This window comes from Paenibacillus typhae (assembly GCF_900099765.1).
In the GTDB taxonomy this organism is placed as follows: Bacteria; Bacillota; Bacilli; order Paenibacillales; family Paenibacillaceae; genus Paenibacillus_AQ; species Paenibacillus_AQ typhae.
The window spans coordinates 114,179-139,724 of sequence record NZ_FNDX01000006.1; the positions used below are offsets into that span (position 1 = coordinate 114,179).

The 25,546-nt window shown below is 44.7% G+C and carries 21 protein-coding genes; 17 read left to right on the forward strand and 4 right to left on the reverse strand.

Annotated features, from left to right (window positions below):
• Positions 1–51 precede the first annotated feature (51 nt).
• Positions 52–1,932, forward strand: coding sequence for a molecular chaperone HtpG (gene htpG, locus BLR64_RS07595; protein ID WP_090713543.1), 1,881 nt, complete (start codon positions 52–54; stop codon positions 1,930–1,932).
• A 144-nt stretch (positions 1,933–2,076) separates the two neighbouring features.
• Here the strand turns inward: htpG and BLR64_RS07600 are convergent, their stop codons facing one another.
• Complete coding sequence (locus BLR64_RS07600; RefSeq protein WP_090713544.1) at positions 2,077–2,946, reverse strand: LysR family transcriptional regulator; 870 nt, start codon at positions 2,944–2,946, stop codon at positions 2,077–2,079.
• A 154-nt stretch (positions 2,947–3,100) separates the two neighbouring features.
• Between BLR64_RS07600 and BLR64_RS07605 the strand changes: the two genes are divergently transcribed.
• The 6 genes from BLR64_RS07605 (at position 3,101) to BLR64_RS07630 (ending at position 8,390) form a co-directional block, all read left to right on the forward strand.
• Positions 3,101–4,840 carry an ABC transporter ATP-binding protein gene (locus BLR64_RS07605; RefSeq protein ID WP_090713545.1) on the forward strand — a complete coding sequence of 580 codons (1,740 nt, stop codon included), beginning with the start codon at positions 3,101–3,103 and terminating at the stop codon, positions 4,838–4,840.
• Positions 4,837–6,576 carry an ABC transporter ATP-binding protein gene (locus BLR64_RS07610; RefSeq protein ID WP_090713546.1) on the forward strand — a complete coding sequence of 580 codons (1,740 nt, stop codon included), beginning with the start codon at positions 4,837–4,839 and terminating at the stop codon, positions 6,574–6,576. Before BLR64_RS07605 ends, BLR64_RS07610 begins: the two co-directional genes overlap by 4 nt.
• A 203-nt stretch (positions 6,577–6,779) precedes the next feature.
• On the forward strand, positions 6,780–7,313 hold the full coding sequence (locus BLR64_RS07615; protein ID WP_090713547.1) for a TetR/AcrR family transcriptional regulator: 534 nt from the start codon (positions 6,780–6,782) through the stop codon (positions 7,311–7,313).
• 13 nt (positions 7,314–7,326) lie between these two features.
• Positions 7,327–7,656: a DMT family transporter gene (locus BLR64_RS07620; protein ID WP_090713548.1), complete on the forward strand. Its 330-nt coding sequence runs from the start codon at positions 7,327–7,329 to the stop codon at positions 7,654–7,656.
• A gap of 36 nt (positions 7,657–7,692) precedes the next feature.
• Entirely contained in the window at positions 7,693–8,040 is a 348-nt protein-coding gene (locus BLR64_RS07625; protein WP_090713549.1) for a DMT family transporter, read from the forward strand.
• 26 nt (positions 8,041–8,066) lie between these two features.
• Positions 8,067–8,390: a hypothetical protein gene (locus BLR64_RS07630; protein WP_090713550.1), complete on the forward strand. Its 324-nt coding sequence runs from the start codon at positions 8,067–8,069 to the stop codon at positions 8,388–8,390.
• 58 nt (positions 8,391–8,448) lie between these two features.
• Here BLR64_RS07630 and BLR64_RS07635 read toward each other — a convergent pair whose 3' ends face one another.
• From BLR64_RS07635 to BLR64_RS07645, 3 genes are all read right to left on the reverse strand, one after another.
• The gene (locus tag BLR64_RS07635; protein ID WP_090713551.1) at positions 8,449–9,465 is read right to left on the reverse strand and encodes an aminoglycoside phosphotransferase family protein; all 1,017 of its coding nucleotides are present in this window, start codon (positions 9,463–9,465) and stop codon (positions 8,449–8,451) included.
• Positions 9,462–10,535 carry a ribosome small subunit-dependent GTPase A gene (gene rsgA, locus BLR64_RS07640; protein ID WP_090713667.1) on the reverse strand — a complete coding sequence of 358 codons (1,074 nt, stop codon included), beginning with the start codon at positions 10,533–10,535 and terminating at the stop codon, positions 9,462–9,464. Before rsgA ends, BLR64_RS07635 begins: the two co-directional genes overlap by 4 nt.
• A 417-nt stretch (positions 10,536–10,952) precedes the next feature.
• Positions 10,953–12,335 (reverse strand): WD40 repeat domain-containing protein, encoded by a 1,383-nt coding sequence (locus BLR64_RS07645; protein ID WP_090713552.1) that lies wholly within the window; start codon positions 12,333–12,335, stop codon positions 10,953–10,955.
• A 194-nt stretch (positions 12,336–12,529) separates the two neighbouring features.
• Between BLR64_RS07645 and BLR64_RS07650 the strand changes: the two genes are divergently transcribed.
• From BLR64_RS07650 to BLR64_RS07695, 10 genes are all read left to right on the forward strand, one after another.
• Complete coding sequence (locus BLR64_RS07650; protein WP_139171929.1) at positions 12,530–13,183, forward strand: hypothetical protein; 654 nt, start codon at positions 12,530–12,532, stop codon at positions 13,181–13,183.
• 494 nt (positions 13,184–13,677) lie between these two features.
• On the forward strand, positions 13,678–15,135 hold the full coding sequence (locus BLR64_RS07655; protein ID WP_090713554.1) for a spore germination protein: 1,458 nt from the start codon (positions 13,678–13,680) through the stop codon (positions 15,133–15,135).
• Positions 15,132–16,247 carry a GerAB/ArcD/ProY family transporter gene (locus BLR64_RS07660; RefSeq protein ID WP_090713555.1) on the forward strand — a complete coding sequence of 372 codons (1,116 nt, stop codon included), beginning with the start codon at positions 15,132–15,134 and terminating at the stop codon, positions 16,245–16,247. The genes BLR64_RS07655 and BLR64_RS07660 overlap by 4 nt, the downstream gene beginning before the upstream one ends.
• Positions 16,248–16,249: 2 nt before the next feature.
• The gene (locus BLR64_RS07665) at positions 16,250–17,356 is read left to right on the forward strand and encodes a Ger(x)C family spore germination protein (protein ID WP_090713556.1); all 1,107 of its coding nucleotides are present in this window, start codon (positions 16,250–16,252) and stop codon (positions 17,354–17,356) included.
• Between the two features lie 424 nt (positions 17,357–17,780).
• Complete coding sequence (locus BLR64_RS07670; protein WP_090713557.1) at positions 17,781–18,536, forward strand: hypothetical protein; 756 nt, start codon at positions 17,781–17,783, stop codon at positions 18,534–18,536.
• A 12-nt stretch (positions 18,537–18,548) separates the two neighbouring features.
• The gene (locus BLR64_RS07675) at positions 18,549–20,993 is read left to right on the forward strand and encodes a DEAD/DEAH box helicase (RefSeq protein WP_090713558.1); all 2,445 of its coding nucleotides are present in this window, start codon (positions 18,549–18,551) and stop codon (positions 20,991–20,993) included.
• A 440-nt stretch (positions 20,994–21,433) separates the two neighbouring features.
• A complete protein-coding gene (locus tag BLR64_RS07680) occupies positions 21,434–23,677 on the forward strand; it encodes a U32 family peptidase (protein ID WP_090713559.1) in 2,244 nt (747 codons plus the stop codon).
• A 205-nt stretch (positions 23,678–23,882) separates the two neighbouring features.
• Positions 23,883–24,329 carry a hypothetical protein gene (locus BLR64_RS07685; RefSeq protein WP_090713560.1) on the forward strand — a complete coding sequence of 149 codons (447 nt, stop codon included), beginning with the start codon at positions 23,883–23,885 and terminating at the stop codon, positions 24,327–24,329.
• A gap of 1 nt (position 24,330) precedes the next feature.
• A complete protein-coding gene (locus BLR64_RS07690; RefSeq protein ID WP_068722109.1) occupies positions 24,331–24,558 on the forward strand; it encodes a helix-turn-helix transcriptional regulator in 228 nt (75 codons plus the stop codon).
• 45 nt (positions 24,559–24,603) lie between these two features.
• Positions 24,604–25,536, forward strand: coding sequence for an NAD(P)-dependent alcohol dehydrogenase (locus tag BLR64_RS07695; protein ID WP_090713561.1), 933 nt, complete (start codon positions 24,604–24,606; stop codon positions 25,534–25,536).
• Positions 25,537–25,546 lie beyond the last annotated feature (10 nt).

The following is a 25,546-nucleotide window of genomic DNA, read 5'->3' on the forward strand; positions in this document are numbered from 1 at the left end:
AACCGTCCGGAAGCTATCAGCAGGCTATTTTTGAAAGGAGATTCTATATTCATGTCTAAAAAAGAGTTCAAAGCCGAATCCAAACGACTACTGGAAATGATGATTAACTCCATCTATACGCAGCGGGAAATTTTCCTGCGGGAGCTGATCTCCAATGCAAGCGATGCCATCGACAAAATCTATTACAAAGCACTGGCCGACGACAGCCTGGTGTTCAATAAAGAAGATTATTTCATTAAAGTTACCGCCGATAAGGGCAGCCGTACACTGACCATCTCCGATACAGGGATCGGGATGACGCAGGAGGAGCTGGAGAACAATCTGGGGATTATCGCGAACAGCGGCTCTTTTGCGTTCAAGAAGGATAACGAAGTGAGGGACGGCCATAACATTATCGGGCAGTTCGGGGTCGGCTTCTATTCCGCTTTTATGGTGGCAGAGGATGTTACGGTCATCAGTAAGGCGCTGGGCAGCGACCAGGCTTACAAATGGGAATCGCAGGGGGCTGACGGTTACACAATCGAGCCGGCCGAGAAAGACAGCGTAGGTACTGAGATTACGCTCAAGATCAAAGCCAACACCGAAGAAGAGAACTATGACGAGTTCCTGGAAGAGTACCGCCTGAAAGCGATCATCAAGAAATACTCCGACTTCATCCGTTTCCCTATCAAAATGGACATCACCGGCAGCAAGCCGAAAGAGGGCAGCGAAGGCGAGTTCGAGGAAACGAAGGAAGAGCAAACGGTCAACAGCATGGTGCCGATCTGGCGCAAGAACAAAAGCGAGCTGACCGAAGAGGACTACACCAACTTCTACAACGAGAAGCGCTACGGCTTCGACAAGCCGCTCAAGCATATTCACATCAGCGCCGACGGTGCAGTGGTATATAACGCAATTCTGTTTATTCCGGAGAACACCCCTTTTGACTACTACACCAAGGAGTACGAAAAAGGCCTGGAGCTCTACTCAAACGGCGTGCTGATCATGAACAAATGTGCGGACCTGCTGCCGGACTACTTCAGCTTCGTCAAAGGGATGGTGGATTCCGAGAATCTGTCGCTCAACATCTCCCGCGAGCTGCTGCAGCATGACCGTCAGCTGACGCTGATTGCGAAGAATATCAAGAACAAGATCAAGAGCCAGCTCCTTAGCCTGCTGAAGGACGAGAGAGAGAAATATGAGACGTTCTACAAATCCTTTGGCAGACAGCTGAAGTTCGGCGTGTACAATGATTACGGTATGGAAAAAGAAACCCTCCAGGATCTGCTGATGTTCTACTCCTCCAAGGAGAAGAAACAGGTTACGCTGGCTGAATATGTGGAAAGAATGCCGGAAGACCAGAAGTATATTTACTATGCTTCCGGGGAGTCGGTAGAGCGGATCGAGAAGCTGCCGCAGACTGAGCTGGTGCTCGACAAGGGCTATGAAATCCTCTATTTCACTGACGATATCGATGAATTCGCAATCAAGATGATCATGTCCTATAAGGAAAAAGAATTCAAGAACGTCTCCAGCGGCGATCTCGGCATTGAAGAGGATGCTGCAGACAAGCAGTCGGAAGAGGAGCAGAACGAGAATAAGGACCTGTTCGAAGCGATGCAGGGCATCCTGTCCGGCAAAGTGAAGGCAGTCAAAGCCTCCAAGCGGCTGAAGTCCCATCCGGTTTGCCTGTCCACTGAAGGCGAGCTGACCATCGAGATGGAAAAAATCCTTAAGGCTATGCCAAACGGCCAAGAGGTTCAGGCGGATAAGGTGCTGGAAATCAACGTGAACCATGACGTTTTCAAATCGCTTAAGGCTGCGGCTGACAGCGACAAGGAGAAGCTGGGCCTGTACACGAACCTGCTGTACAACCAGGCGCTGCTGATCGAAGGCCTGCAGGTTAACGATCCGGTACAGTTCACCAACGATATCTGCAAGATTATGGTGTAATGCTTAAGCGGCAGCTGTCTGCTGCTGTAAAGTGGCTATAAAAGATAAAACCCGCTTCCGGCGCTGCCGGGGCGGGTTTTTACACGTTTCGCAGCGGCCGCATCCTGCCACAGAAATGCATACAGCAGCTCAAGTGGCCCTGGTTTAGCCCTCCCGGAAATTCTCGATAAACTTCTCGGCCAGTGCGGACAGGTATTTATCCTTCATCCAGACGGCGGCAACCCGGGTATTCAACGAATCGCTGCGGATCTCCTTGAACACAAGGTTGCTGTTGGCGGCAAGGCTGTAAGCGGATCTGGGAATAATCCCGACGCCAAGCCCAGCGTTAGCCCACAGCAGGGTCGTGCGGGCATCATCATTCATACAGAAAAACTGCGGATCAAAGCCGTGCTCCAGACAGGTCTCGCGGATCAGCTGCTCAAACCTGCGGTAGACAATGAGCGGCTGGTTTTGCAGCTCGCCAATTTCGATGGCGCTTCTTCCTTTACTCCAGTCATAATCGGGTGACATCACGGCAATCATAGGTTCTGATGCAGTATAAATAGATTCCAGGCCGGTGCTGCTGAACGGGGTGCGGACGATGCCAACCTCGACGATGCCCTTGCTGAGCAAATCGAGAATCCGGAAGGTGTTGCCTTCATGAATCTCAAACTTTACGCCGGAATAGAGCTGATGGAAATCCAGCAGCCGTTCCTGCAGCAGGGTGGCGGCAGAGGAGGAGACGGTGCCGATGGAGAGTGTGCCGGACACGCCCTTCACATAATCCTTCAGCTCACGGGTAGTCGAATCTGCCAGCTCCAGAATCTGCTGGGCCCGTACGCGCAGCATCATTCCGGCTTCGGTCAGCTGTACGCTGCGCGGGCCGCGTTCCACGAGCTTTACCCCAAGCTCCTCCTCCAGCAGCTTCAGCTGCTGGCTGAGCGGCGGCTGGGCCATCTGCAGCCGCCTGGCTGCCGACGTTATCTGTCCTTCCTCGGCAATGGCCAGAAAATATTTCAGTTGACGGATATCCATCGTTAACCTCCATCCTTATGATATTGACATATGAGATACGTATCTCAGAGATATGAAACCAATATTATTAATATGGTAGCAGATATGACATAATCATAACGGGTCTTCTAGAAGTTGCATAGAGGTTACATACTGTATAGGCTGGTGAGTACTTATGTTTAAAATTGCTGTTTTTCTGAAACCGTACAAAAAAGAGGTGATCCTCGGTCCGATCTTCAAGCTGCTGGAGGCTATACTGGAGCTGCTGCTGCCGACTGTTGTTGCACTGATTGTTAATAACGGCATCGGCAACCAGGACAGCGCCTATGTATACCGGATGGGAGGACTGATGCTTCTCATGACCTTGCTGGGCTTCGGCTGCTCCATGGTCTGCCAGTATTATGCCGCCCGCGCTTCACAGGGCTTCGGCACATTGCTGCGCAATAAGATGTTCAAGCATGTATCCTCGCTCTCCTATGCTGAGCTGGATAAGCTGGGAACGCCATCGCTGATCAACCGGATCACCAATGACGTGAACCAGCTGCAGCTGGCCGTAGCCATGCTGATCCGGCTGGTTGTCCGTGCGCCGTTCATCTGCATCGGGGCGATCATCATGTCGATGATTCTCGACTTCCGGCTGTCGCTGATCCTGCTTGCTGCCACACCGGTGTTCGGCGTGATTCTGTACTTTATTATCACCCGGAGCAGCCCGCTATACCGCAAATATCAACAGAAGCTCGATCAACTGGCGCTGGTGCTGAGCGAAAATCTGTCGGGTATCCGCGTTATCCGTGCGTTTGCGAAGTCGCGCCGCGAAAAGCAGCGTTTCGCGGCGGCTTCGGATGACCTGACGGAGACAGCGATCCGGGTCTCCCGCATCGCCGCCTGGCTCGGACCGATGACAACACTGGTCGTTAACGCGGCGATTATCGCCATCCTCTGGGCAGGCGGCTGGCACATCAATGCCGGGCGCCTCTCGCAGGGGAAGATTATCGCTTTTATCAACTATGTCACCCAGATCCTGCTTGCTCTGATTGTCGTATCGAATCTGGTGATCCTGTTCACCAAGGCTTCGTCCTCTGCTAACCGGGTCAATGAAGTATTGGCCGCAGCTACCTCCGTTCCAGATGAGGGGAACGCAAGGAAGACTGCAGCAGTAACGGCAGGCACCCCTGCGATCACCTTCGAGCATGTCTCCTTCGGTTATAACCGTACCGGTGAGCTTGCGCTAGAGGACATTACGGTCAAGATAAGCCAAGGCCAGACAGTCGGGCTGATCGGCAGTACGGGCTCCGGCAAGTCGACGTTCGTTCACTTAATTCCGCGCTTTTATGATACCGTTCAGGGTGAAATCCGGGTCAGAGGGGTGAACGTTAAGGATTACCCGCTGGAGCAGCTGCGGAGCCTGATCGGCATCGTACCGCAAAAAGCGCTGCTGTTCACCGGCACGATCGCCGATAACATCCGCTGGGGCAAGCAGGACGCTACCCGTGAGGAGCTTATGCAGGCAGCTGCGGTGGCTCAGGCGGAAGAGTTCATCAGCAAGCTGCCGGAAGGGCTGGATACGCAGGTAGCCCGGGGCGGGCTGAATCTCTCCGGCGGCCAGAAGCAGCGTCTGACGATTGCCCGCGCTGTGGTTGGCCGGCCGCCGATTCTGATTCTGGACGATTCCTCCAGCGCGCTGGATTTTGCAACAGATGCCGCACTCCGCAAGGCGCTTAAGGAGTACGGGCGGGATATGACGGTTCTGCTTGTATCACAGCGGGTCAGCACCGTGCAGCAGGCGGATCAGATTATCGTCTTTGACGAGGGACGGATCGCGGGAACCGGCACCCACGAGGAACTGCTTGCATCCTGCGGGGTCTACAGGGAAATCTGCGAATCACAGCTGTCCAGCCAGGAGGTGGCGCAATGAATACCAATGAGACATGGAAGAGACTGCTGAACTATACAAGACAATACCGCGGCATTTCTATCGGAGCTGTAATCTGTGCCATCTTGAGTGTGGCCGCCAGTCTGATTGGCCCGCTGCTGATCGGGCGGGCAATCGACCGGATGATCGGGCCGGACAATGTCGATTTTCCGGAAATTCTCCGGCTGCTGCTGATCCTCGGCGCCGTGTATGCCGCCGGCAGCTTTTTCGGCTGGCTGCTCACCTATTACACCAACAAAATCGCCTACAGAACGGTCTATGATTTGCGCCGTGACTTATTCAATAAGCTGGATACGCTGCCGCTCAAATTCCATGACAATCACCCGCAGGGCGACAGCATCAGCCGGTTTGTCAACGATATGGATGCCGTCTCTGACGGACTGCTGCAGGGCTTCTCGACCCTGCTGACCGGTATTGTCACGATTGCCGGGGCAATTGGTCTAATGCTATACATTAGCCCGGTTATGACTGTAGTAGTGCTGCTGTCTGCACCTGTGACTTATTTTGTCGCCAGATTCATTACGACACGCTCCCAGAAGCTGTTCCGCGAGCAAGCGAAGATTCTCGGCGGACTGAACGGCTATGTGGAGGAGATTGTCGGTGGGCAAAAGGTCGTGCAGGCCTACCACTACGAGGACCGGTCCTTTGCCCAATTTTCAGAACGCAATAATGAGCTGTATCAGACCGGGGTCAAATCACAGTTTTACGGTTCACTGGCCAATCCGACTACCCGGCTGGTCAATAATATTACTTTTTCGGTCATTGCTATGATCGGCAGTGCGCTTGTTATCGGCGGGCATTTCTCGGTCGGAGACCTGTCGAGCTTCCTCATCTATTCCAATCTGTTCGCCAAGCCGTTCAATGAAATCACCGGTGTCATCACCCAGCTGCAGTCAGCGACGGCTTCGGCCCAACGCGTCTTCAAGATTCTTGATATGGTGCCGGAAACGCCGGATGCCAAGGATGCCCATGTGCTGGGTGCAAGCCAGGGGACGATCACTTTTGACAAAGTAAGCTTTGCTTATACGCCGGAGCGGCCGCTGATTCGTAATTTCAGTCTGGAAGTAAAGCCGGGTACCCGTGTAGCCATAGTCGGCCAGACGGGAGCAGGGAAGACCACGCTCGTTAACTTGCTGATGCGCTTCTACGATGTGGACAGCGGAAGCATCCGGATCGACGGTGTGGATATCAATCACATCACCCGTGACAGCCTGAGGCAGAATTTCGGGATGGTGCTCCAGGATACGTGGCTGTTCGGCGGCTCGATCCGCGACAATATCGCCTACGGCAAGCCGGGGGCGAGCGATGAAGAGGTTATTGCCGCTGCCAAGGCGGCGAGCGCCCACAGCTTTATCAAGCGGCTGCCGGAAGGCTACGCCACCAAAATCAGCGGCTCCGGGGACAATTTGTCCCAGGGCCAGAAGCAGCTGCTGACGATCGCCCGTGTCATGCTGGCTGATCCGCCGATGCTGATTCTTGATGAGGCGACCAGCAGCATTGATACGCTGACCGAGATCCGCATCCAGAAGGCTTTTCTGAAGATGATCTCCGGCCGGACCAGCTTCGTCATCGCCCACCGGCTGTCGACGATCCGCGAGTCGGATATTATCCTCTATATGAAGGACGGGGACATTGTCGAGAGCGGCACTCATGAAGGGCTGCTGGCCAGCGGCGGACATTATGCGAAGCTGTATAACAGCCAGTTTGCGGCGGTATAACGTTGTTAAGAGTTCTAGAACCTGCAGGATTACAAATTTCAATAATTAAGCGGCTGCCCGCCGGGACTTGACTTTGACAGACAAGAACCCGGCGGGCAGTCGCAATTTATTCGTAGAATCGGCGCCACAAAGGAAAATCTTATAAGATTTTTGTTTGACACCAAAACCGTCCAGACGGTATAGTAAATATAGAGGTGAATCCAGTGAATGTTAATTCTAAACGCGGGGTTATTTTGACAGCCGCATCCTTAATCATCAGGAGCCAGGGGGTAGAGAAGCTTACGCTCGAGGCGGTTGCCAGAGAGGCCGGCGTCAGTAAGGGCGGACTGCTGCACCATTTTCCGAATAAAAATGCTTTGATTCAAGGGCTGGTCGAAGAGCTGACGGACGGGTTCGTGACCGATGTCCAGGAGCGGGCGGCGGCTTCAGCGGTTAATGAAGGCAAGTGGAGCAGGGCATACACAGAATCTGTGGCCTGTGATATCAAGGACGGGAACGGGATCAGCACGGCGCTGTCCGCGGCGCTTTTCAGCAAACCGGAGCTGCTGGAGAAGCTGCAGGAGCAGTATGCGCTCTGGCAAAAAGATATTGAAAACGACGGGATCGACCCCGTGCGTTCCACCATTGTACGGCTCGCTGCCGACGGGCTGTGGTTCTCTGAAATGTTCAGCTTAGGGAAGCTGGATGCGGAGCTGCGCGAACAGGTCATACAGGAACTGCTCAAAATGACGGTGTAGGAGGAAGTGGATTGTGAATCCGTTTATTTTACTGGCGATTGCCATTGTGTCAGAGGTCTGCGGCAGCTCGCTGCTCAAATTATCCAACGGCTTCAGGCGGCTATATCCGTCTCTCGGGGTGGTAGTAGGACTCGGCTCAGCATTTTATTTTCTGTCTCTGGCCCTCCAGTCGATCTCACTCGGTACGGCTTATGCGATCTGGTCCGGGGCAGGTACGGCGTTAACGGCTATGGTTGGAGTATTCTTTTATAAAGAACGGCTTAAACGAAAAAAAATACTGGGTCTGCTGCTGATCATCGGCGGTGTCATTACACTGAAGCTTGCTACGGGCGGAACGCATTGATTTATTTTAAGGGCAAAGAAGAGGAAGGGGATTCAATTGAAAAGTTACATATACCTGGCTATGGCCATCTGCTTTGAAATATTCGGGACAACGATGCTTAAGCTATCAGACGGGTTCACGAATCTGCTGCCCGGTCTCGGGGTAGTTGCGGGGATGGGGTTATCTTTTTACAGCTTATCCATGAGTCTGCGGGTCATTCCCTTAAGCTTCGCGTATGCGGTCTGGTCAGGCGTCGGTACGGCTATTACAGCCCTGCTTGGTGTAGTGGTGTGGGGCGATCCGTTTACCTTCGTGTCTTTCCTCGGTATTGCGGCTATTATCGGCGGTGTGGTGCTGCTGAATTCTTCTAATCATCCGGAAAAAGCACCGCAGGGGCAGCTATGAGCTCATTTGAATGAGGAGGGATCATCGTGGTACCAGACCTGGAGAAAGAATTGAAGGAAATTTGTATCGCTCTTACCGTAAAGCTCAGAGGAAACGGCGGCGGGAATGGGAATGCTTTGATTGATCACGACCTGATTCAACGTCTTCATACAACACTGGATTCTTACAAGGAAGCGATTCGTACAGAAGAAAGGGTATCTAAAGAATTAGTATGGTCTCTTTTGTATACCTGCAGCAGATTTTATGTACAAAGTAAATACTCTAAAAACGAAGCAGATCTTATGAAAGAATATGATGAATTAAATCAAAGGTTAGTTCGCGTTTTCAGCAATTACGATGATAGCAAGTAAAAAACTCCGAAACCCGCTCCAATCGCGGGTATCCGGAGTTTTTTTAGAGCATAAAGAGTCAGCTCAGGACAGGGGTGTTCTTCATTTCGTATATTTTTTGGAGCGTCCGGAGATTAAGCACCTTGCCGTCCTCGTCCTTTGCATGCAGATACCCTTCCACAAGCCTGTACCCGAATATGATCAGGATCAGCTCGCAGATGCAATGATCTGCAACCGGGGGAGCATCCGCATACTCTGCAAAACCTCTATAATACGCGGGGATGCACCGCTGGTAATATTCGATCATATGATCAAGATCCACTTCATCCGCCAGCAGGCTGGCGATGTCCTCGCCCAGATAGCCCCATCCGGAGGTATCCCAGTCGATGAGCGCGATTGTCCCTCCGTCATAAATGATATTGGTGATCCAGAAATCCCGGTGGCACAGCACAAGCGGCAATTGTTCGATGCGGGCGAAAATGTCCTCTGAATGCTCGTCGATATCTATAAGCATTTGCCGCACATGCTGCGGAAATTCACAATCCTCCGAACGGATATAATGGTAGACGAGCGGCCAAGACCGGTAATGCAGATACGTATTCTTCATGAGATCCGCCCGGCTCAAATTGGTCAGACGCTCCAGCACAGCAGGCTGCTCCGCATACAGCTTGCCCTGATAACGCCCTAACTCCAGTGCAGCCTGCTCATACATGACACCGGTCAAGTCTAAGCCGGAAACGCCATCGATGAATTCCAGCCACAGCTGATATTCATTCTGCACGTCATTCATTTCAGCATGATAACATTCCGGCCAGCGGAATTTATCTGTGAACGTTGCGCCTAAGTCAGAGGCATAGAGGTCATACTCCCGGCGCCATGAACCCGGATCACTGTAGCGCTCCCATTTTTTCTGGATTTTCAGCACGACACGGTACGGCAATTTCTCTCCGTCAGAGGTTTCGGCGGTTCCTGTTACCAAATTTACATTTCCTACCGTTCCGCCCTGCAGAGACTTAGTAGTGAAGTCTGCTGAGAGGATCTCCTTCTTGAACTGCTGGCTTAAGACATATGTTAATATTTTGTTTGTAATCTTCATTTTTTCCATCCCCCGATTTTCTTGGTTTGCTTGCTCTGCATGGCTAATGTTTTGTTTCGGGCCCGCTTGTCAATCAGGTAGCCGGATTTATCCTGGACATATTGGTGCTCATGCTGCTGGGTAAGATAATGCTCCCAGCGTTCACGAGGCAACGAACCCTCCGCCAGCGCAGCGAGAACGGCACAGCCCGGTTCAGTCACATGGCTGCAATCGGCAAAACGGCATTTCGGAAACCATTCCTCCACATCGCCAAAGCTTGCATGAATGCCTTCGGCGGCATCAAAAAGTCCGAGCTCACGCATCCCCGGCGTATCAATGATCATCGTACCGGAGGGGAGCATGAACAGCTGTCGGTGTGTTGTCGTATGCCGGCCGCGGCTGTCAACCTCACGTATCGCCTGAACCTTCATTACATCCTGTTCCATTAACGCATTTAATAGTGAGGATTTACCGACGCCTGACATGCCGAGAAAAACGGCTGTTATGCCCGGCAGCAGATAGGGAGCGAGTTCATTCAGCCCAAGGCGGGTATGACTGCAAATGGCGTGAACCGGCACACCGGGAATGCTATTTATGACTTCTGCGAGCAGGGGATCATAGTCTTCAACGAGATCCGCTTTGGTCAAAATAACAACCGGCTGGCCGCCGCTCTGCCTGACTTGGGTCAAATACCGCATAATGCGGGTGACGTTAAAATCCAGGTTAAGCGAAGTCACTATAAACACATAATCAAAGTTGGTTGCGACGACCTGCTCCCGGATGGTTTTGGCGTAGCCTGCGGCATGCCCGGAATAATCTGCGCGTGAGAACTTGGAGCGGCGGGGGAGCACAGTAGCGATTAACGAATCTCCATTCCCGTTGTACAGCAGCAGGACGAAATCACCGACACACGGATAATCTGAACGCGTATCCGCACTGTGATAAAAGGTTCCTTTGAGCACCGCTGTAACTTCACCGCTTCCGGTCATAACAGTAAAACGCTCACGCCGCAGCTCCGTCACTCTGCCGGGCACTAATCCTTCTTGAATATCTTCTGTTTCAATATAGCCATAGGCTTTTAAAACAATCATGTTTGTGTTGTTAGCTCCTTTAATGTTGTTTTTGGACGCAAAAATGCCGCGGACCAGCAGCCTCTTAAGAAGCTGCTGATACACGGCATAAGAACGCACCCTAAAGAGACGATCCTCATCGTATCCAGTAAACAGCAATTTTCACGAAAGGTTACTTTGGATGGCATCACAAAGAATACGGGCAATATCCCGCGTTGTTCGTATATGCCTGCTATTCGATTCTAAGACGAAACCACCGTATAAGTAGCTGCCATTAAAATCACATCCCCTTTCGTGTACGGAACTTGCTTATCGCTAAGCTTTCTATAAGATATCCTATTATGGAAAAATGTTCAATGTAATAAATGATTATAATTAAAATGCACACTCGGCAGTTGTAATCTCGTTGCTCTGGTGCCGCGAAATCCGGAAGTTTACTCAAAAAGTATAAGCATGACCTCCAACATCTGCCCAGGCTAACGTCCCATCCGGCATCCAGCCAAGCAGAACGCCTGCTGCCACGAATGTTATAATCCGTTCTTTTTTGTCATATAGACGGATTGTATCTGAGCTGGCTGTGTAAGCAGCAAACCTGCCGTCCTGCGACCATTGGAGTGTAGACAGAAGGTAGTAATCCTGCTGCCGCTCATGCTCCCAAATATCCTCTTTGACCTGCTCCGTAATCCGCTCATCCGGTAAGACTTTAGAAGCTCCGCTGACGATGTCAAAACGGATTTTGCCATGCGGGTTGCTCTCATCGTAATCTGCGGGGAGTATCAGAATTGAGTCATCCTCCCAGGCCAACGGATACACAAACAGGAACCCGTCACTGTGTGAGAGGAAAGCTGCATTTTCCCGTGATAACAGCTTATTCCCCTTCTGATCCAATACCAGCAAATCTGCTCCGGGGCCGATGTAATCATCATGTGCATATAGTACGGCGATGCGGGTGCCATCCGGCGATGAGGACATCCCATAGACCGGCTTGTCAAAAACATGAAGCTTCTTGCGTGTGAAATCCTTCAGATCTACCCGGTATAGCGTTTTGTTCCCTGATACCATATAAGTGTAGCCCGGATAGAAACGGTCGGAATACATCTCATGGTAACCATAGTCATTGCCATAAGCGCCCTCCTCACGGGGAAAAGCAGGGATCGTAAGCTCCTGGCCAGTCATAGCCTGAACCAGATGATGCTCTTCTTGTCCATAGAACAGGTAGGAAGGTGCCTTGTAGTCCTGGTTATCAACGGCTTTCACCCAGCCCGTATTCCAGACCGGAAGCATCCGCTGGGTACCGGATACGATGCCTTTAAAATGCACACTGCCCTGCTCCGTTAGGGATCTGACAACAACAGTGTTGCGGTACGGCTGCTCTGTGCTCGCATAGCTTCGTCCATCTGCTGTGTTAGCTTCATCCAGATTGAATGTCCCGGAAAAAGTACGCTCCTCATCCAGCTTCAGACGAATCTGCACAAACCGCGGCGACTCCCATTCCAGCGTATAGCTGAACTGTGCCTGCGGATCGCTGGTCTGCAGACTTTTTTCGAGTGCGGCTTCCAGTGAAGCTTGGTCAATATCGGTATTGGACTTCACCTGTACCACTTGCCCGTGTCCTCCCAGGCTCTTCAACTGCTCTATATAGAGAAATGGCTCCTCCGGGTTTAAGGGAGCTGCGGATGAAGGCGGGGACGGAGTAGCTGTAGCTGTCTGGAGCGTTGCCAGAGGAGGGGACGAAGAAGTGTCCGCTTGTTCTGCTGTATCCGTCTGCTGACATCCTGCGAGCATGGCAGCCGCCATTATAATCACTGTCAAATAACGCATGTATAAACCTCCCTGTTGCAAATAGTAAGAGTTTACCATATTAATATGGACGTTGTTTATGCGGATAAGTTGCTTAGACTGACCATTTGACAGAGCTGCTCTTACAAGATATTCATGAGTGCATTGACTAGCCTGGAGGCAGCAACGTATAATTTTTCCAAATGTGTTTTTAAGTATAAGGTTAAAGGGGATTTATGATGAAGCGCTTTTTGGGAAAACTATTCTTTTATTTCGTTCTGTTCGTTTTTGTATTATTTATGAGATTAAATAACTATCCACTTACTCTGACATTAGGAATTGCTTTAACGGTTTCCCTAATTGGTTATATGATCCTGTTTGTCTATCCTTTAGTTTTGGAAAAGCGAGTGGAACGGGTGGAAGACTTTCTGCTTAGCCAAAAACACAAACCTGGGATATATATTCATTACGTTCTTGCAAACAGGCTTGATGACGAAGCGAAAACGACTATGGATAAGCTGATGAGAAAATATAAGCACTCAAAGGCATTGGCAACTTACAAGGCGGCCTACGGGCTTTACTGCAAAGATATGGCTGCAATTGGGGAAGCCGTGTCGCATATCCGCTATCCTGATTACCGGAAATATTACGAGACAGTGCTATTGTTGGAGGAGGGGAAAAGTGCTCAGGCACAGGAACATCTGCAATCCATTAAGAAACGGTGGATGAGATCGGCACTGCTCGCTGAAATGGAACGTAGAGCGGGGGACATCGAAGCCGCAGTCAAACACGCCAGCGAAGCTGTGGATGCATCGAGAGGTGCCCAGCGTTATTTGTTACAAAGGGAATATGAAAGGACGTTGCCGCAGGCGGTCGAGCGGGTATCGTGAGGCTGGAGGAAGTAAAGAATTTGTTTAGGGAAGGAGCTGCGCTCCAGAGGATGGAACTACGGTGTAGGTTCTGATACTAAGTGGGAAGTTTTTGAAGCAAGGGTGGAGGAGCTTATAAGGGATACAAAAAAATTAAAAAATGAAGCTTTTTTATGAAGAGTTGCTGGGGGATTCGTTGAAGATTAACTGCGGAGAACCGTATCATAAGTAGCAGCAAGTTTTATGGCGGGTAACTGCCTAAAAGGCGTTAAAAAAGAATAGCATGGCGAGGGTTTACATTAAGTGACTTTCTGTGATAAAGCCTGCTACAGAGGCGATATACTGTGATTTGAGGGCATAGAGCTGGAAGGGACTTACTCCTATTTGGCATCAGATGACGATAGTGTGCAATGGAATCGTTGTTTGATAGATACAAATGTCCGGCCGTATAATTTTTCCATTACAGGGCAAGATAAAACCGCAGGATTTTGATTTCTTTAATGAAGGAGAAGACTATGGTTGAAAAATACGACCCTCAAATGAAAAATCATCAAATGTCCGCATGGCTTGATGAATTAAAACAGAAATTAAACCATATGGATGATGCCGAAATTGTTGAGCACAGAATGGGTACCAGTGCCTCCGTTTATCTTGTATACATAAAAACGTTAATCGATCCAGAGCGTTTAAACGAGACGATTATTCAGCCACTTGATCGTTCTGCCGGCGATTCGCTTTCTTCATGCATAACCAATGCCAAAGTTTCGGATGTTATATCGATCGATGATGCTGAGCAAAAAATAATGCAAGGATTTGTGCTTCTAAACGATTCAGTCAATGATCAGTGGTTAGGCGTCCAACTGGAAAACCCTCTTGGCCGGGCAGTTGAACCTTCCCAAACGGAAACGGTTATATATGGAGCGAAAGACAGCTTCAGTGAACAAATAGACAAGAACATTACGATGTTGCGCAGACGTTTGCCTATATCGACATTAAAAACAGAAAGCTTTACTATCGGTTCACTGAGTAAAACAAAAGTTGTGTTACTGTATATAGACGGATTAATTAATCCAGAATTTGTTTCCCTTGCAAGAAAGAAAATTAATAGTGTGGATTTCGATCAATTTTTAGACTCCTCTCAGCTTGCAGCTTTTATTGAAGATCATAACCATACGGTCTTTCCGCAGTTTCTACAAACGGATCGGCCGGATGCCTGTGCCTACGCCTTAGGTGAGGGAAAGCTGACGCTATTGGTTTCCAATTCACCGTTTGCCTTAATTGCTCCCATTACTTTTTTCCATCTAATCCAATCGCCGGAAGACTACTTCCTTCGTTGGCCGGTAGCCAGTTTTTTACGTTTAATCCGGTACGGAAGTTTTGTTGTTTCTTTGACGATGATTCCTTTTTATGTTGCGTTAACGACATTTCATTACCAAATGGTTCCGCTGCCGCTTCTTTACGTATTATTGGAATCGAGAAGCAAATTGCCCTTTACTCCGTTTGCGGAAGGGTTTTTCATGATCATAACGCTGGAAATCATCAAAGAAGCAAGTTTGCGAATGCCGACCAAAACCAGTCAAACATTGGGGGTTATCGGTGGTATCGTCATTGGACAAGCTGCAGTAGAAGCAGGCTTTGCAAGTAAAGTACTGATAGTGTTGATGGGTATATCCGCTATTGCTTTCTTTTTAGTTCCCAATTATCAAGTTACAAAATCCATGGTGCTGCTGCAAATTCTTCTTCTTATCCTTGCATCGTTTCTTGGGTTGCCGGGAATCGTAATCGGGCTAATCGGGATTCTTGCACATCTCCATGCATTAACGTCATTAGGTCAACCTTATTTAGCACCGATTGCTCCTTTTTATGGAAAGGATTGGAATGACCTCTTTATCCGCGGCCCTTTAATTTGGATGAAAACGCGTCCGAAATATCTAAAACCACTACGGAAATGGCGACAGGAGATGAAGAAGTGAAGAGTTTATCCTTATATAATCGAACTTCCACCCTTGGCGGCATCTATTTCCTTTTCTTAGTGAATCGCATGCAAATGCATTATTTTATTTTAATCATGCCGGTTTATTTGGTTCATTCATATATGGTTTGGGCAATTGTCGTGATGGGGCTGCTGTCCCAGCTTAATTTGATGATGATGTCCAAATGGTTTACTTCCAGTTATGCAGCGAAGGGCTATCAAGGATTTTTACAGCTTTTCGGGAAACGGGCGGTTCAAATTTTCGCAATACTTGGATTTTTGATCATATTGTTAAAAATTTCAATTGTCACACTGGGATACGTTGAAATGCTCCATAGTTTTATTTTTCCATCGATGGATAAAAAGTGGCTGATCCTAATGATTCTTTTGATCAGCTTGTTTGTGGCCTCACATGGAATGGAGAATACATTGCGTTTTGTCGTCATCGCCTTTCTTTGCGGGGCTTGGATCGTAGTCCTGTTTATTCCTTTTTTCTTTCAAGCGGATGCAAGTTACCGCGATTTGTATCCTCTCATCCCCACTGAATGGTCAGGACAATCATGGCAAGGTTTGTGGTTTATTTGGTCGGCATTTTCCGGTCCGGTATATTTGGCTTTTATGGTTCCATGGTTAAGCTCCAATAAAAAAATATCGAAATACCTGGTCATTGGAAACATGCTGTCGATCATGGAATATATATTATTGTTCGTTGCTTCGGTATTATTTTACGGTTCGCACTACTTACGCAAGATCGATTTCCCGATAGGATATATGGGAAGCTACATTCAAACGAGCGGTTTAGAACGAATCGATTACATCCTCATCTCTTTCCATATGTTTAATTATGTGTTTGACATTTCAATTCTTCTGTTATGTTTTTATGGAGCAGGAAGAATCTTTATGAGAAAAATGAAAGAACGCTCCACTCGGATCGGATTATTGTCGAGCTGGTTCGTCATTTTGATAAGCATTATCTTAATGGATCAATGGTTATGGCAAACGGTTCCTGGTCAAAAGATGTTACTGAACCTTCAAATCTGGATCGGCGCATGCATTTATTTACTTATTCCTACGATCCTTTTCACTGCAGTTAAACGAAAGGAGAGTATGTAGGCATGGTACCATACAAGCACTATGGTTTATTGGCAATTGTAGGCCTTATGTGGATGGCCGGCTGTTCTTCTCCATATGTCGAGAACAATAAGATTGAAGAGATTGCTCCGGTAGTTTTCTGGTCGATTGACAAGGGGACGGAAGGAAAGTTGAAAATCAGCACGTTAGTACCACCGCTCATCCAAGAAAAAAAACGTCTTCTCTCCAAGGAAGTCGATCTGTTAAAGCAGGGAGGCCAGGAGTTTAATTTAATTTATTATCGGGAATTAAAGCAGGGGCAGCTGCGAATGTTATTAATCAATGAGGAGCTGGCAAAAAAAGGAGGCATTGAAAAGCTGATCAATACTATACTGGTTGATCCCGATATTTCAATGCGTGTCTATTTGTTGATTGTCAGAGGCGATTTTGATGAATACATAAAAAATCAATTGACGAAGCAAGAAAACCAAGATTATTTTCTTTATCGGATGTTAAAGCATTACGAGGAGCATAATCAAGGTGAAATGAGCATCGTCAATATTCATAAATTTATGAAAAAGGTATATTCCCCTTTTAAGGATCCGATCCTGCCGGTTTTTCATTCGGATAAGAACAATTTCAATTACGTAGGAACAGCCCTCTTCCAAAACGATAAAGAAGTAATGGTCATTCAAGACGTGGATGATAATATTTTCCAACTTCTGGATAACGATCATTTTCTAAAAGTCTTGGCCATTCCAAAGTTCTCTATCAGTTTAGGACGTATCCGATCCAATGTTCGCATGAAACTATCGAGGGACTATTCATCCTTGTCTTTACATGTGGGATTGAAAGGAAGAATTGAGGAATACCAGGGAGAATCGAATATTCAAAGTGAGGAACTATTGCAACATTTAATTCATGAAATTGAGGTCTACCTTGAGGAACAAACGTCAGATTTATTAAAAAGAATGCAACGCTTGAAAGTGGATCCCTTAGAGGTCGGAACCCACTCGCTTAAGGCGTTTTCTAAAGAAATAACAGATGAGCAATGGATGAAGCATTGGGAAAATATGAAAATTAATGTTGACTACGACATTAAAGTACATCCTTTGATTAATGGAGCGGTTGATGTGTTTCAAAACAAGTAAATCGTTCCGAGCCGCTTAAGAGCGTATGACATACTATCACAGATCAAAGTGACGTACCTTGCATTCCCTGTACCCCATTGTCAGTATAAAAAACTTGCCCCTTCAGCCAGCGCGGTGAACCGTACCATAAATGATGCTAAATTTTATATGGTAAAGGCAAATGTAGTATGTAAGCCGTAATATTTAACATAGTTTTTAGGATTATTACCTATAGTTTTAAATATTTTACTTTATGATGGTTCCTAACATAATACATTTTACCTAAATTGGATCTGTGCAATAGCATAAGGTCCATTTTTTTATTATAAGAGAAGGTAATTCTCTCCCATTTGTAGAATAATGGGAATAGCTATTGTTATTATTATTATTTGATCGAATAATAATCGAATTCTGCCCATCAATAATTGTAGAATGAAGGGATATTATGCCAAGCACACTAGCCGTTTTTCAACCGAGAACTTTTCTAAATAAGAGGGTACATGTAATCGATGTTGAGGATTTCGCCTCTGAGCTAATCTCATCAATAGATGAGTATTTTGTCGAAATTTGTGAGGGTGACGCTGGAGGCAACCTTGCAACACTTAAAAAATATGTTAAAGAATTTATCGAGACGAAAGATCAGAGAACACAAATGGGAGCGGCTGCGGAGTTTTTTATTCACTTATACCTAAAGCACTTAGGATATAAGCAGTTATTTACCTTTCTTAATCTTGAAGAAAAGTCAATAAAGAAAGGTTTTGATGGATATTACACACTAAGCGATGAAACATGGATAATGGAAAGTAAGTCTGGTTCAATTAATACACAAAATATTAGTCACCCCAGCAAGATTAGGGAAGCATATGATGACTTGATTAAGAAGTTTCGAGGTAATGTGTCTAATAATCCTTGGCGAAATGCTTTTAATCATGCACGTGTAGTTGGAGCGCGTAATAGTATAAAAGAAACAATCAGAAAGCTGTCAGAAGACTTTGTGAATTCTATTTATCCATCGATTGATGAATATAATATAATTCCTGCTTCGACAATTTTCTTAGCTGATAGTTGGATTGAAATGGATGTTACTGATTTTGAGACGAAGATGACTACAACAATTAAAGAAATGAAATGTAAAGAACTGTTTGTAATATGTGTTAACAAGAAGTCCCTAAAATTATTTTTAGATTACCTTGGAACCTAGAGGGAGATAACCATGGATAGATCTGAAAAAATTAAACTTACGAACATTAACAAAATCGAGCAGTTTAGAATTGTAATAGAGAAATTAACAATAGATGAATTACTTACAGAAGACGAAAAAATCTACATATTAGGCTGCGCAATAGCATTTATAAAACATTATGAAGAAGACCGTCGACACACAACTTTTGTGGAGTTAGGGTATTATATCATTTTGAAGTACTCGGTTAGGTATGAGGATTTTACACCGCTTTTTGACTTCTCGGTGAATTTTGGATTTTATCCAATTGCAAAGGAGATTCTTAAACACAACCTCATAGAACATATAGGAATTGAACATAGTTTGTTAGATTTTAGATTAGGTGAGTTTACGCATAAGAATCACATCGAAACTTTTGAACAAAAACAGGTTCGAGAGAATATTTTAAGTGATGTGACCAGTAAGCACATAAGCTATGTAGCTCCCACATCCTTTGGCAAAAGTTCAATAATTATCGAACATATTATAGAAAACAGTCAGTTCAATAAAGTTGGTGTAATTGTTCCGACAAAATCACTTTTAATACAGACATATAGAGCAATAAAGGAAGCAGGAATAGAAAGAAAGTTAATTGTTCATGATGAGATGTTTAACGATGATGAGAAATTTATCGGAATACTGACGCAAGAAAGGGCTCTTAGATTGATGGATAAGCATGGTGTGGTTTTTGACATATTGTATATTGATGAAGCGCATAACCTCTATGAAAAAGATTCAAGAAATGTATTACTATCAAGACTGATAAGGAAAAACTTAACACACAACCCATTGGCTAAGACAGTGTATTTATCTCCGCTAGTTGGTAACAGTAGCAATCTAAAGCTCAATCAGCAAGAGGCAATAACTGAACAAAGGATATCACATAATATTAAAGAGCCAGAAATCTATGAATACACATTATCTGCAGAAGTACACAAGTATAATAGGTTTTCTAATAAATTTTACAATGTACCGTTTGAAGGTGATTATCTTAGTTATATTCTTCAAAAAAAGGGAAAGAAGAATTTCATATATGTCCTTTCCCCCAGGAAAATTGAGAAGTTCTCAAATGAATTAGCTGCTGTATCTGAACAAATTGAAACTGATAAAGATATAACAGAACTAATAGAGGAACTCAAGGAATTTGTACATGAAGATTTTTACGTAATTAATTTACTGAAATTTGGGATAGTTTATCTCCATGGGAAAATACCTGATATCGTGAAGGAATACCTTGAGTATAAATTTAAAAAGATCGAGAAACTGCAATTTGTCGTTGCCAATACTGTTATCCTTGAGGGTATTAACCTGCCAATTGATACTTTGTTTATTCTTAATACCTGGAGTTTGCAAGAAAAAGAACTTACAAATTTAATAGGTAGAGTAAATAGGCTTGATCAAATATTTAATGCAAGTGTCCCCAGATCCCAACTGAACAAGCTTTTGCCTCAAGTACACTTTGTAAATAATGAGTATTACGGCGGCGCAAGAAGCAACATGCGAAACAAAATAGAAAAGCTTAGAAGTAATGTATTTAACGACACTGTAAGTAATCCAACGTTAAACGCTTTTAATGTGGAGGATGTAAAAAATGAAACTGAAAAGGAACGATTGATTAGAATTATTGAGAATGAGAATTTATTATACAATGATGATCCAAATGAGTTAGGTATGTTAAAGAAATACCTCATTAATGTAGGATTGGATCAGGCATATAGATTGTCAGACCATACACTCGGTACATTAATGGGAAATATTTCAAGAATAGACCGAAGGGATATATCGTGGATAGATATCCATATTATTGAAAAGGTCTATCTTGTTTTTATAAATAATCTTGTAGACGATATTACGGATTTTGAATTTCGTCGGTTATCCAATCAAAGAGCAAGGGATTTTTATAAGCTTCATATGTTTAATGCGCGTGTTTATTCTCTAAAGAGAAACGTAGAATTGACTTTTGAATACTTTAAGGGAAAAATTCGCGAGGGAAATACTCGGTTTTATTTTGGTCAACAATATGGTGAAATTACAAGCAACACGGAAGTTTATTCAGAAGAAGATAATCTGAAAGAAGTATATGTTGATCTTCAACAAAAGAGCGATGGTGAAATCATCAATCTGTCTATTGTGAAGCTAAAAATAGAAGATGACTTCGTAGGCTATAAACTAAATAAAATGATTAATGCATTATTTGACTTGGAATTAATTTCAGAAGATGAATATAATCGTGTAGTTTACGGAACAAATGATGGAACGAAAATTGGATTAATTAAAACAGGACTGTCAATAAATCTTATAAATAAACTACAGTCCGACAACCAGATCACCAATATTTATTTCGATGAAAACAATAATATCAAAGGTAATTTTGAATTTTATCGATACAAGCAAACCCTCAAAGGCTTTTATCTGTTTGAACTCGAAAAGTTCTTATAAATTGTCCTGCTTGTTTTTATTATCGATGCGTCATTCGCCGTTAGCCCGTTTCGGAGAACCGTATCATAACGCTTCAATGAACGCTTCAGTTCTAATATTATCACTATTATAGATCCCTTCAGTAACTGTAGAGATCAAATCAACAGCACTTCGGAATATTTCTTTGTACTTAGCAGAGAGTGATATTCAGGAGATCGTCAGCATGCTCCGTGAGGCCAATGATGAGAAGGTACGTCTGGCTAAAATGTGCTGAAGTAATAATTATATAGAATCATTATGAGGCAAGCCTCTCATGGCAAATAAGGTCATTAGAAACAAAAGCGCAAGCCATTGGTTTGTGCTTTTTGCCGTAGCTTAAGTGTAAATCTTATTTTATGATCAATGGTGCTGAGTTTGACTTATATAGGCGTAGCAAAAAAATATCTCATACGGAGGAAGAAATGACAGAATTATTAGCTCCAGCAGGAAATATGGAAGCTTTAAAAGCAGCAATATCTAATGGTTGTGATGCAATATACTTAGGAATGCAAAAATTTGGTGCACGCGCATACTCATCTAATTTTGATATAGAATCGTTAAAAGAGGCTGTTACCTATGCGCACCTCAGGGACGTTAAAATCTATGTTGCAATGAATACCATCGTTTTCGAAAACGAAGTAGAAGAGATGAAGGAGCAGATACGTGAATTAAATGAAATGGGTGTAGATGGCATTATCGTCCAGGACCTGACTGCATTCGATTATATCGTTAAAAACTTTCTTGATATGGAAGCACATTGTTCAACTCAAATGGGAATCGACGATGTAGACGGAACTTTATTATTTAAAGAACTTGGTGCTAAAAGAGTTGTTCTGTCCCGTGAGGTTAAGATTGAAAAAGTAAAAGAGATCAAAAGAATAGCTGAAATACCTTTAGAAATTTTCGTTCACGGTGCTTTATGTGTATCTTATTCGGGAAACTGTCTAATGTCAGGATTACTCGGCAATCGATGCGCAAATCGCGGAAGATGTGTGGGTTCATGCCGTAAGGAGTATGAGCTGATGGATAAGACAACAGATACATCTTTAGGGAATAGCTATATCTTATCTACTAAGGACTTAAACACAATCGACTATATCCATGATTTAAAAGAAATCGATTCTTTAAAAATAGAAGGCAGAATGAAAGCACCTACGTATGTTGCGAATGTTGTATCCAAATATCGCCTGGCCTTAGATCATAAAATAACCGAAGAAGATAAAGAAAATCTGAAGAAAACATTCAACAGAACCTTTACGAAAGGATATTTATTTCGCGAAGATAAGAGAAATATTACCAACATCTTAAGACCTAATAACTTTGGGTATGAAATTGGAACAATCAGTAAGATTGAAAAAGATCGGTATGAAATAACCCTTACACATCCTCTAAACCAAAACGATACCATCCGAATAAGTCACAACCATGAGGATGTTAATTTAACAGTTGCAAAGCTGTACGATAAAAACGGTGAATTAATCAACAAAGCAGATCATATCTGCTACATCAAAGTCAAAGAAAAGTTGTCTACGGGAGATTTAGTTTATAAAACGAAGGATTATTTGTATACCAAAGAACTAGAAGCATCGCTGGAAAAAGAGTTTAAGCGGTTCACCCTCGATCTTAGAGTATATGCAAGTCCGGGTTCGAAGCTTTTCATAGATGCAGAGGGCTTAGGCTTTCATTATTTTTATGAGAGTGAGGAAATACTGGGCGAAGCCATTAATAATCCAACAACAAAAGACCAGGTAATCAAGCAATTTTCAAGATTAAATGATACGGTATTCGAACTTAATCATGTGGATTACGAGGAATGCAATGCGTTTATTCCAGCTAAACTATTAAATGCAGCAAGAAGAGATATTGTACTGGGCTTGTATGACTTAAAGCTTAACAGCCAAGAGAAAAGAACCAGGGCTGTGGAAGCAAAAGAAAAAATAAGCTTTGCCCCTGTCAAACCATACCTTACGGCCTCTGTAACGACTAAGGAGCAGTATGATGCTTGCGTGAGCTGTGGCATTCAGGAAATCTATTATGAAAATGTTATAAGAAGAAATCAGAATGATTATCAGGAAAAAGAAGGGCAGCTGCTCATTGGAGGATATGGCGGGGTTTATCACTACAGAGCAACGAATCCGTTTGTTACGGACTATTCTCTTAATGTTGTTAATGCTACCAGTTGCTATGAATTATTTAAATTAGGTGCCAAACGAGTCACTTTATCTTATGAATTGAATAAGAGCCAAATTGAAGATTTAATGAATGCCTATGTTGAAGAAAATGACGGCTACCCTGCACTGGAAATGATTGTGTATGGCAAGGCTCCTTTGATGTTTACAAAATATTGTCCGATGAAAAAAATGAATCAATGCAGAATCTGCAAAACGAAGAGCTATGAGTTAAAAGATGAGCACGGAACGTTCCCTATCCTTTCCCATGAGGATTGTACAACGACTATTCTTAACGGGAAGACGCTTAATCTTTTAGATGAGCTGCCAAACATCAAAGGAATCGAGGCACTCAGATTAAACTTCACAGTTGAATCTAAAGAGCAGGTTGTGAAAGTCATTCATATGGCCTCAGGCAAATTAAATGGCTCAATGAATAATGCTGTCTTTAATCAGGAAACAGACACAAGAGGACATTTTAATAAAGAGATTGTGTAGGCAGCCAAAGGGAAGGGGAAGTCATGCAGTAGCAAAAAGAAATGCTTGAGATCAACAAAGCAACCGTATCATATAAAATTTCCTTAGTCGATTACTATCTATTCAGATAGTAATCGGCTTTTTTTGTATAATGAAGTTGACATGATGTATAGTTTGTTATACATTATGTTTAGTTGATTTTACTTTACTAAAGGCGGTGTCATACATGACTTATCAAGAAAAGAAGAGCATCGTATCGCTGATCAGCACCATACTCATTTTTACAGTGTATTGCTTGTACAAGTACCAGGAGTATTCCAATGAAATGCTGGATTCAAAAGTAACCTTTCATTACTGGGGATCCTTTGTTCTTGTATTGACCTTAGTTTCCCTTGCAGCACATATCGTGATCAGCATTATTTTTAACATCATCTTCCGCATGACTACAGGAGAAAAGGAACCCGCATTCGCGGATGAACTGGATAAGAGGATTGATTTGTTAGCCTTCCGGAATTCATTTGCTGTATTTGTCAGCGGTTTTATTCTGGCTATGGGCTCATTGGTTGCTGACCAGCCCTTAAAGGTGATGTTCATTGTCCTTATCGCTTCCGGCTTTCTTTCAGACGTAACCGGTTCTTTATCGAGACTATATCATTACCGGAGAGGAGTCTAAAATGGGTAAGGTTCTTGTTGGCAATTACATCCGAAAATTGCGGTTCAATCACAATGAAATGACTCAACAGCAGCTGGCCGACAAGGTGGGGGTAACCAGACAAACGATTGTAGCTCTTGAAAAAGGAAACTACTCCCCGTCACTGGAGTTGGCCTTTCGTATTGCTCACGCCTTTAACTTACCGCTTGAAGAAGTATTCTTTTACGGAGAAAACTCAGAGGAGAGATGAGGTCATGGAGTTTTCACCGAAGACAGCAATCAAGGAGGGGAAAAGATGAGAGCAATTGTTTATACCAAATACGGTCCGCCCGATGTTCTTCAACTGAAGGAGCTGGAGAAGCCTATACCCAAGGATAATGAAATCTTGATCAGGATATATGCTACAACGGTAACAGCAGGAGACTGGCGCATGCGAAAGGCTGACCCGTTCCTTTCAAGACTGTACAATGGTCTCCTGAAACCCAAAAAGGTAACCATACTGGGCTTTGAATTAGCCGGGGAAATCGAAGCCGCAGGCAAAGATGTAAAACGGTTTAAGATCGGCGATCAAGTATTTGCGTCTTGTGGCTTTGGCTTCGGTGCATATGCCGAGTACAAATGCTTGCCTGAAGATGGAATGGTGGTCACCAAACCGGCCAATGTGAGCTATGAGGAGGCTTCTGCTGTTCCCGTAGGGGGAATAACCGCGTTGAATTTTCTAAGGAAGGGGAATATCGCGGGCGGAATGAAGGTCCTTATTTATGGAGCTTCTGGAAGTGTGGGTACTTATGCAGTGCAGCTAGCCAAATATTACGGGGCAGATGTAACAGGGGTATGCAGTACCGGCAACCTTGAGATGGTAAGATCTATAGGAGCTGATCGAGTCATAGATTATACGAAACAAGATTTCATGGCGCTTAAGGAACGTTATGATTTAATCTTTGATGCCGTCGGAAAACCGATATCGAAAATTAAAAAATCGACATTCAAAAAAGCACTGCGTGCGAACGGGAAATATGTGAGTGTGCATATGTCGCAAAAGCCTTGCGTTGAAGACCTTATCTTCCTCCAAGGGCTTCTTGAAGCCGGTAAAATCAAACCAGTCATCGATAGATGCTATACGTTGGAACAAATTCCCGATGCCCATCGGTATGTTGAACAAAAACATAAGAAGGGGAATGTCGTCGTTACTGTAAGTAGTGATGGGGGGCTTATAACAAATAACTAACTGGTGATGT

What these genes read in the sequence shown, in the direction of transcription:
- htpG (WP_090713543.1), top strand. Translation starts at nt 52, where the DNA reads ATGTCTAAAAAAGAGTTCAAAGCCGAATCCAAACGACTACTGGAAATG.
- BLR64_RS07600 (WP_090713544.1), bottom strand. Translation starts at nt 2,946, where the DNA reads ATGGATATCCGTCAACTGAAATATTTTCTGGCCATTGCCGAGGAAGGA.
- BLR64_RS07605 (WP_090713545.1), top strand. Translation starts at nt 3,101, where the DNA reads ATGTTTAAAATTGCTGTTTTTCTGAAACCGTACAAAAAAGAGGTGATC.
- BLR64_RS07610 (WP_090713546.1), top strand. Translation starts at nt 4,837, where the DNA reads ATGAATACCAATGAGACATGGAAGAGACTGCTGAACTATACAAGACAA.
- BLR64_RS07635 (WP_090713551.1), bottom strand. Translation starts at nt 9,465, where the DNA reads ATGAAGATTACAAACAAAATATTAACATATGTCTTAAGCCAGCAGTTC.
- rsgA (WP_090713667.1), bottom strand. Translation starts at nt 10,535, where the DNA reads ATGATTGTTTTAAAAGCCTATGGCTATATTGAAACAGAAGATATTCAA.
- BLR64_RS07645 (WP_090713552.1), bottom strand. Translation starts at nt 12,335, where the DNA reads ATGCGTTATTTGACAGTGATTATAATGGCGGCTGCCATGCTCGCAGGA.
- BLR64_RS07650 (WP_139171929.1), top strand. Translation starts at nt 12,530, where the DNA reads ATGATGAAGCGCTTTTTGGGAAAACTATTCTTTTATTTCGTTCTGTTC.
- BLR64_RS07655 (WP_090713554.1), top strand. Translation starts at nt 13,678, where the DNA reads ATGGTTGAAAAATACGACCCTCAAATGAAAAATCATCAAATGTCCGCA.
- BLR64_RS07665 (WP_090713556.1), top strand. Translation starts at nt 16,250, where the DNA reads ATGGTACCATACAAGCACTATGGTTTATTGGCAATTGTAGGCCTTATG.
- BLR64_RS07670 (WP_090713557.1), top strand. Translation starts at nt 17,781, where the DNA reads ATGCCAAGCACACTAGCCGTTTTTCAACCGAGAACTTTTCTAAATAAG.
- BLR64_RS07675 (WP_090713558.1), top strand. Translation starts at nt 18,549, where the DNA reads ATGGATAGATCTGAAAAAATTAAACTTACGAACATTAACAAAATCGAG.
- BLR64_RS07680 (WP_090713559.1), top strand. Translation starts at nt 21,434, where the DNA reads ATGACAGAATTATTAGCTCCAGCAGGAAATATGGAAGCTTTAAAAGCA.
- BLR64_RS07685 (WP_090713560.1), top strand. Translation starts at nt 23,883, where the DNA reads ATGACTTATCAAGAAAAGAAGAGCATCGTATCGCTGATCAGCACCATA.
- BLR64_RS07690 (WP_068722109.1), top strand. Translation starts at nt 24,331, where the DNA reads ATGGGTAAGGTTCTTGTTGGCAATTACATCCGAAAATTGCGGTTCAAT.
- BLR64_RS07695 (WP_090713561.1), top strand. Translation starts at nt 24,604, where the DNA reads ATGAGAGCAATTGTTTATACCAAATACGGTCCGCCCGATGTTCTTCAA.